This is a genomic window from Natronogracilivirga saccharolytica, from assembly GCF_017921895.1.
GTDB lineage: Bacteria > Bacteroidota > Rhodothermia > Balneolales > Natronogracilivirgulaceae > Natronogracilivirga > Natronogracilivirga saccharolytica.
Genome location: NZ_JAFIDN010000007.1, coordinates 212071 through 218474, shown reverse-complemented (window position 1 = coordinate 218474; position 6404 = coordinate 212071). Strand labels below are relative to the sequence as shown.

Genomic DNA, 6404 nt, shown 5'->3' with positions numbered 1-6404 from the left:
TGCCGCTATCCTGAAAATGTGTAATCTTGATCATAAGGCATCCTCACTGTTTGAGTTGGTAGCTTGGACAAAGAAGTTGACGTGCTGAAAAGTACGTCAACTTGGAGGATGCCTAATTATAAGATTCGTGCGGACGTGTAAACAATAGTTACCCAATTACTTAACACCTTGCCACGCCGCACAAATGCCGCACCGTTATACCCATTGTTCCTAATCAATAAAACATCAATTTATTCACATTTATATAGGAGTCTTAATATGGATTCGGACGAAATCCTACAAAAAATCATACAGATATTTAGAGATACTCAAATTTCCGAAGTCCCTGGATACAACAAATTTGGTTACATTAGGGAAACAATTTCTGCTGTAATAGTATCTCGTCAAAATGGAGAAGATACAAGAATTCCATTTTCAAAAATAAAGCAAGGAATTGAAGCAGTCAAAGTCGACAAAAAAGTTTATGATGATGGGCCTGCTAGTTTAAGGAAATATGGAATTACTCATATAAATTCTCCAATATGGTCTCTACTTAGGCTCGTTCCAAAATCAGACTATTAACATTTTCTGCGCTGAAGCATTAAATGTATTTAAGTACATCTTAAGTATTACACATCAACATAATATATGAGGGTAACAATGATAAAATATATATCAATATTCGCCTTATTACTGTCGGGATGTGCCACAAGCTTACCCCCGGCAGCTCCAAGCTCAGTACCTATGGAAAGAGCCAATCAAATTATCATTCAGACTCAAGATGAGCCAGAAGATGCTTATAGAAACATTGCAAGCATACTTACAGGACAAGGGCTTACGATTTCAAGTTCTGATCCAGTTTTGTATAGCATTACTACTGAGCGTAAACAACTTGATGCAAGTTTCATTGACGAAGCAATAACAAGTAGAGCAATTATTCAAATATCTTCTCAGGTTAGAAGCACAAGTAATAATACTCAAATCTTATTAACAGGTCGATTGTGGATTGGAGGTGCTGAAAGGCAAATTGAACGTCGTACTGCAAGAGGACAAGCTCGTAATGCGTGGAATGCTTTAAATGATCTCGCAAATAAATATCCCAATGGACGACTTATGTATGCTCGAAATTAGATTAATTTGAATGGATGGGTATAACAAAAAATTTCAAGCGGTCGCGTCCTCTATCCTGCTCGAATTCAAAGATCTTGCCGCGCCGCTCAAATTTAGGCCGTTATACCACAACCATCGTCATGAACTGGTCTGAACGACTTAAAGAACAAATCCGTGAACGAGCAATTGCTTGGACTGAAGATGTCAATGCAAAGTCATACCGTAGCATAGGCAATCCTGGTACAGTTATGTTTCCTTACCATGAAAACCAACACGGAAACTTCTTTCCTGAAGTCTGGGACATCATAACTTCAAATAGCGAGTGGTTTTCTAGGCTCAATAAGCCACATTCTCAACGACGACACCTTCCATTAGAATTTCGAGCAAATGCAAAAGAACTCGATTCCAGTAACAGTTCTGATGCTTTGTTAATGAACTTTTTCTGCTTTCCAAATGCTGCACAAAGACTTGCACCAGCCTTCGGAGCCACTTTCGTCGAGCCTTATCCACAATTCGGAGTTCCTGGTAAAATACAACTTCATAATGGATCATTAGATGCAACGGAGCTTGATATGGTGCTCGGAGATACTATAGTTGAAGCAAAGCTTACGGAGCAAAACTTTACATTTCGTGAAAAGAGCCATGTATCACGATATGAGGCATTTGAAGAGATATTTGAAGTAGAATTGCTCCCCAGTATTGGCAATAAATATTATGGATACCAGCTTATAAGAAATGTATTGGCAGCTGCACAAATGAACCTGCGATTTGCGGTTTTGATAGACTACCGACGCCCAGACCTTCTAAAAGAATGGTGGAGTGTACATACTGCTGTGAAGAATTGCTCACTTCGTTCACGCTGTTTTGTCGTTTTCTGGCAGGAACTTGCTATGGTAGCAAAGACTAAACATCGCATTTTGTTGAATAAAAAATATGGCTTTTAAATTATCACTTTGTGGTATAACAAGCGTTACTCTTAGCCAAGAGTCAAGTATCTGGTAAAAAATCTTGGTTTTAGGCACACCTCTGCTAAAGGGTATTCCCACGATTTCTATTTCATAAATGATTGCTTATCCGGCGATGTTACTCTATCTGGATGCTGATCACCCTTTGGTCAATGGTGACCGCACAATCTTACAGTATGGACCGTTCAAAGCAAACAGCCGGTTGTGACAATGATTCAGGTGAGATCATTCCACAACGAGGATGACATAACGCTTATGTAGATCATCAACCGGCTGTTTTTTCTAACTGGCCGAGCGATACACCCGCTCGGTTGTAAATGCTTGTTTACTCATGGCTGCACCATAAAGCAGTTTCAGAAGCTTTCTCATACATGCCACCTTGGCCTTGCGTCCCGGCATGGATTCCTGGCGCTTTCGATGGTAATACTCCCCCAGAATGCGATCTTTACGCGTGAGCGAAAAAGCAGCTTGTCCCAGAAGCTTGCGCAGCAACACCCGGCCTTTTTTCGTAATGCGATCCTTGCCTATGTACTTGCCGCTTCGGCGCATTCGAATTTTCAATCCGGCATAAGCCACCAGTTGTCTCCAATGAGCAAATCGTTCCAGCGGCCCCGTCTCGGCCAGAATTTTCACCCGCATCAGTTCGGTGAACCCTGGTATGATGGGTGGGATTCGATGTTCTTCACTCAAAATTTCCACCAACTGGATCATTTGTCGGCCAAGGACCTCGCAACGATGGGCATGATGAGTCCAAGTCTTCCACAAGTGCTCTGCCTGATCATTAAGCAAAGCTCGCATATCCTTTCCGGGATCGTACAGGCAACTGCTTTGCGCCTGATCCCAGATACTGCGAAGACAGCGCTCGGGAATGCCTCTGCGGTGAGCCTTAACCCTGTTTATGAACTGCGTATCACCCCCGGCCGTTATCTTCCAAGGATCAAACCCAAAAAGCTCTTGAATGCATATTCCGGTGGGCCCCCAGGTTAAATCCCGGCTTTGGTGATAATCGACAAACAAATTCCTTCGCAACTCTCCCATGCGAACCCGCGCATCGGTAGCGGCCAGTGAACTATCTTCCAGCCACCAGCCCAGCTGGCGAAGCTGTTGCCAGTAATCGTTCAAAGGCTGGTAAAGGTACACCTTGCCCATGCGGGCCATCATATGCAGCACTTTACCGTCCTGAGGATCACTTTTACCGTCATCGCCGTGATGAATCACTCCGGCTTTGTACATGCGTTCGGGATTTACCTGCCATACGGAATATCCGTTTTTATAAGCCATGTGTGTGAATTTTTGTTCATGACGTCCGCTCGGCTCCAGTACGAAAGCAAGTCCGCTATAACCAAGTACCATGGCCTGGCGACTGTACTCAGACAGCAGGTGCATGATGGAACGTACGTTATTGGGAATCGACTCTGACAGTTCAAATTCATTCCCATTTTGCACATAACGCCCATAAATGTCCAGGGTCCGGCTGCTGACATCAATAGCCAACAGCAATTGCGATGGATCGGGCTTGCCGCTATCCTGAAAATGTGTAATCTTGATCATAAGGCATCCTCACTGTTTGAGTTGGTAGCTTGGACAAAGAAGTTGACGTGCTGAAAAGTACGTCAACTTGGAGGATGCCTAATTATAAGATTCAACCGTATAGCGGCTCCTGCTTTTTTCTGGTTCTCGGCTCGAGAGAATGCTTCCGCATTCTCTGTATCCCGCGTCGCCGCTAACGGTTAAACGCGAGACCGTTAGATACCTCATAATCACTACCAGGTTAAATTCATACCCCTTCTCTGATACTGTACCATTCTTCACTTCTTAATCTATGATGAACTGGGACCATACTCGTATTTGTCCCTACTCGTTCTTTATACTGATGACATTGTTCCCTTTTTCGTTTTTTTTTACCGCCTTACTGAGTAAATTCTCTCTATGATTGCTGATAAGCCAAATAAAATCATTTCTCGTAACAAAGACATTCTCGGTGGAACTCCCGTCTTTCATGGCACTCGTGTCCCCATTAAAACGCTTTGGGATTATCTGAAAGCCGGTGATTCTCTGGAAGACTTCCTCGAAGACTTCCCTTCCGTGAAACGAGAGCAGGCTGTTGCCCTTATTGAGCGAGCTCAAAATCGTCTTACCAAAATTTCATGACTCGCATTCTCCTTGACGAATGTCTACCGGTCAAACTTCAGCATCGCTTTTTGGAACTCGATGATTCCTATCGTGTTGCAACCGTCACCGGGAAAAACTGGAATGGGATTAAAAATGGGAAACTGCTCGAATTGGCTCAGGAAAATTTTGATATTTTTATCACTATCGACCAAAATATCCCATATCAGCAAACAGTTTCCAAGTTTTCCATTGCATTAATTGCCTTACAAGCAAAATCAAATCGATATAACGACCTGCTTCCTTTTCTAGAGCCAACCGTTAAGATCATTAAAAATTGCAAACCGGGTAAGTCTTATACCGTTTCAATATGATAACGGGTATTATGCCTGTTCACTGGGAGTTTCGGTATCTAACAACCGCATCAACCGGGCGTGTAACAAGCTATTGCCATATTTTAACTGACAGCCACGCCGGTTATGCTTGGGCCGTTAGCTGCCAGGTATATCGCAGTTTATGAGATTATAGGCATTTTTGTTAAATTTCATCATTCAAGTTAAAGTACCGATACACAGCCATGAGTGACCTTAGTAACAGAATAACGGTAAATCCCGACCAATGTGGAGGCAGACCCTGCATTCGTGGTCTACGTATTCGAGTTGTCGACGTTTTGGACTTGCTTGCTACAGGACTTACACAAGATCAAGTGCTTGCAGAGCTTCCTGATCTTGAACCTGATGATATCAAAGCAGCACTTATTTATGCCAGGGGCAAACTTGATCATCCTGTTGTTGCTGCATGAAACTCTTCATTGATGCTCAAATCTCTCCTGCCATAGCAGCATGGATTAATCGCACCTATGATGACATTAAAGCAGTTTCTGCTCGTTCAGTAGACCTTCAGTTTGCCAAGGATGCTGAAATCTACACGTATGCAAAGCAGAATGGCTATGTTATCTTGTCAAAGGATGATGATTTCCTGAATCAACTTGAAAAACATGGCTCTCCCCCCGCGTTGATCTGGATTACCAGCGGTAATACTTCAAATGCAAGAATGAGAGAAATCCTCACTTCTTCACTGCCTAAGGTAAAGAGTTTGATTGAAAAGGGGGAGCCGATAGTTGAAATCAGTGATTTATAAAAACTCTGGCAGCTAACATTCGCATCAACCGGGCGTGTGAGATGCTCCTGCCCTCTTTTTTAACTTACAGCCACGCCGGTTATGCGTTTGCCGTTAGAGCCTCTTCATTTGAGTAAATGAAAGCCAGGTTGAAACTATCACCCAATAATTTTCAAATTGCTTATGCGTTAAATGTGTATTACATTGTCATACACACCTCATTTTTCTACCATGACTGCTACTCTTTCCATACGTATCAACAAAGAATTACAGGATCTGCTGGAGCAGACTTCCAAACGCACCGGCAAGCCTAAAAGTGATCTGGTGCGCGAAGCCCTTCAGAGACAGCTGGATATCGAGTCTTTTCGACAAGTTCGTAAAAGTATTTTGCCTTTTGCCGAAGCTGAAGGAATACTGACCGAAAATGATGTCTGGCGAGACATTTCATGAAAGTTTTTGCCGATACCAATTTTCTGGTAAGTGCTTTCGCTACCCGTGGTTTAAGTCCTGAGGTATTTGAACTCATTCTCGCAAAACACGAATTGATGACCGGAGAGTTTGTATTATCTGAGCTGGAACGCATACTATCTGAAAAATTTAAGCTGCCAAATGAAATAATCGCCGACACTTTGCGATTGTTAGATCGTCATCATGTTGAACCGATGCCCACGGAACCTTCAATAACACACATTCGCGATGAAGACGACCGATGGGTCCTTGCTTCAGCTCTTAATGCCAAGGCCGATGTGTTAATCACCGGTGACAAGGATCTCCTCGATATTGCCGATAAAGTAAAACAGCTAAAAATTATTACACCCAGGCAGTTTTGGGAACTTACACAACAATAAGGCTCTAACATATATATGGCCTCCAATGTCAACAGACAATATTCATCCCTGACCAGTAAAGAATCCTTTCCGGCCTAAGCGATTCCGCTGTCTTTTAACAGTTTGGTACTGCAAACAATTTTCAGAATCGGTTTTACAGTTCATGTGACTGCACCAAACATATATAGAGGCTCAACGGTTGACGTGTCCGGAACGATTCCGGCACTCACCGGCCCAAGGTCTATTGGACGGCCATAGAAAATATTGCGTTCCCTGAACCCGGATGATCAAACGT

The 6404-nt window shown here is 43.0% G+C and carries 10 protein-coding genes; 9 read left to right on the top strand and 1 reads right to left on the bottom strand.

All coding sequences use genetic code 11. The features are described from left to right. Positions 1-258: 258 nt before the first annotated feature. The 3 genes from NATSA_RS10365 (at position 259) to NATSA_RS10355 (ending at position 2033) form a co-directional block, all read left to right on the top strand. A complete protein-coding gene (locus NATSA_RS10365; RefSeq protein WP_210512335.1) occupies positions 259-561 on the top strand; it encodes a hypothetical protein in 303 nt (100 codons plus the stop codon). Between the two features lie 162 nt (positions 562-723). Continuing rightward, positions 724-1110 carry a hypothetical protein gene (locus tag NATSA_RS10360; RefSeq protein WP_210512333.1) on the top strand — a complete coding sequence of 129 codons (387 nt, stop codon included), beginning with the start codon at positions 724-726 and terminating at the stop codon, positions 1108-1110. 119 nt (positions 1111-1229) lie between these two features. After that, positions 1230-2033 carry a PGN_0703 family putative restriction endonuclease gene (locus tag NATSA_RS10355; RefSeq protein WP_210512331.1) on the top strand — a complete coding sequence of 268 codons (804 nt, stop codon included), beginning with the start codon at positions 1230-1232 and terminating at the stop codon, positions 2031-2033. Positions 2034-2336: 303 nt separating this feature from the next. Here the strand turns inward: NATSA_RS10355 and NATSA_RS10350 are convergent, their stop codons facing one another. Continuing rightward, positions 2337-3605, bottom strand: coding sequence for a transposase (locus NATSA_RS10350; protein WP_210512329.1), 1269 nt, complete (start codon positions 3603-3605; stop codon positions 2337-2339). Positions 3606-3983: 378 nt separating this feature from the next. Between NATSA_RS10350 and NATSA_RS10345 the strand changes: the two genes are divergently transcribed. The 6 genes from NATSA_RS10345 to NATSA_RS10320 all read left to right on the top strand — a co-directional run bounded on the left by NATSA_RS10345 (position 3984) and on the right by NATSA_RS10320 (position 6130). After that, positions 3984-4205: a DUF433 domain-containing protein gene (locus tag NATSA_RS10345; protein ID WP_210512327.1), complete on the top strand. Its 222-nt coding sequence runs from the start codon at positions 3984-3986 to the stop codon at positions 4203-4205. Further along, positions 4202-4537: a DUF5615 family PIN-like protein gene (locus NATSA_RS10340; protein WP_210512325.1), complete on the top strand. Its 336-nt coding sequence runs from the start codon at positions 4202-4204 to the stop codon at positions 4535-4537. The genes NATSA_RS10345 and NATSA_RS10340 overlap by 4 nt, the downstream gene beginning before the upstream one ends. A 203-nt stretch (positions 4538-4740) precedes the next feature. Beyond that, the gene (locus NATSA_RS10335; RefSeq protein WP_210512324.1) at positions 4741-4965 is read left to right on the top strand and encodes a DUF433 domain-containing protein; all 225 of its coding nucleotides are present in this window, start codon (positions 4741-4743) and stop codon (positions 4963-4965) included. Next, positions 4962-5303 (top strand): DUF5615 family PIN-like protein, encoded by a 342-nt coding sequence (locus NATSA_RS10330; protein WP_210512323.1) that lies wholly within the window; start codon positions 4962-4964, stop codon positions 5301-5303. The genes NATSA_RS10335 and NATSA_RS10330 overlap by 4 nt, the downstream gene beginning before the upstream one ends. A gap of 210 nt (positions 5304-5513) precedes the next feature. Beyond that, a complete protein-coding gene (locus tag NATSA_RS10325) occupies positions 5514-5732 on the top strand; it encodes a ribbon-helix-helix protein, CopG family (RefSeq protein ID WP_210512322.1) in 219 nt (72 codons plus the stop codon). Beyond that, positions 5729-6130, top strand: a complete 402-nt coding sequence (locus NATSA_RS10320) for a putative toxin-antitoxin system toxin component, PIN family (protein WP_210512320.1) — start codon at positions 5729-5731, stop codon at positions 6128-6130. Before NATSA_RS10325 ends, NATSA_RS10320 begins: the two co-directional genes overlap by 4 nt. Positions 6131-6404 lie beyond the last annotated feature (274 nt).

Excerpts from the sequence above, each read along its gene's own strand:
- NATSA_RS10325 (WP_210512322.1), top strand. The coding sequence starts at position 5,514 with ATGACTGCTACTCTTTCCATACGTATCAACAAAGAATTACAGGATCTG.
- NATSA_RS10345 (WP_210512327.1), top strand. The coding sequence starts at position 3,984 with ATGATTGCTGATAAGCCAAATAAAATCATTTCTCGTAACAAAGACATT.
- NATSA_RS10340 (WP_210512325.1), top strand. The coding sequence starts at position 4,202 with ATGACTCGCATTCTCCTTGACGAATGTCTACCGGTCAAACTTCAGCAT.
- NATSA_RS10335 (WP_210512324.1), top strand. The coding sequence starts at position 4,741 with ATGAGTGACCTTAGTAACAGAATAACGGTAAATCCCGACCAATGTGGA.
- NATSA_RS10330 (WP_210512323.1), top strand. The coding sequence starts at position 4,962 with ATGAAACTCTTCATTGATGCTCAAATCTCTCCTGCCATAGCAGCATGG.
- NATSA_RS10360 (WP_210512333.1), top strand. The coding sequence starts at position 724 with ATGGAAAGAGCCAATCAAATTATCATTCAGACTCAAGATGAGCCAGAA.
- NATSA_RS10350 (WP_210512329.1), bottom strand. The coding sequence starts at position 3,605 with ATGATCAAGATTACACATTTTCAGGATAGCGGCAAGCCCGATCCATCG.
- NATSA_RS10355 (WP_210512331.1), top strand. The coding sequence starts at position 1,230 with ATGAACTGGTCTGAACGACTTAAAGAACAAATCCGTGAACGAGCAATT.
- NATSA_RS10365 (WP_210512335.1), top strand. The coding sequence starts at position 259 with ATGGATTCGGACGAAATCCTACAAAAAATCATACAGATATTTAGAGAT.
- NATSA_RS10320 (WP_210512320.1), top strand. The coding sequence starts at position 5,729 with ATGAAAGTTTTTGCCGATACCAATTTTCTGGTAAGTGCTTTCGCTACC.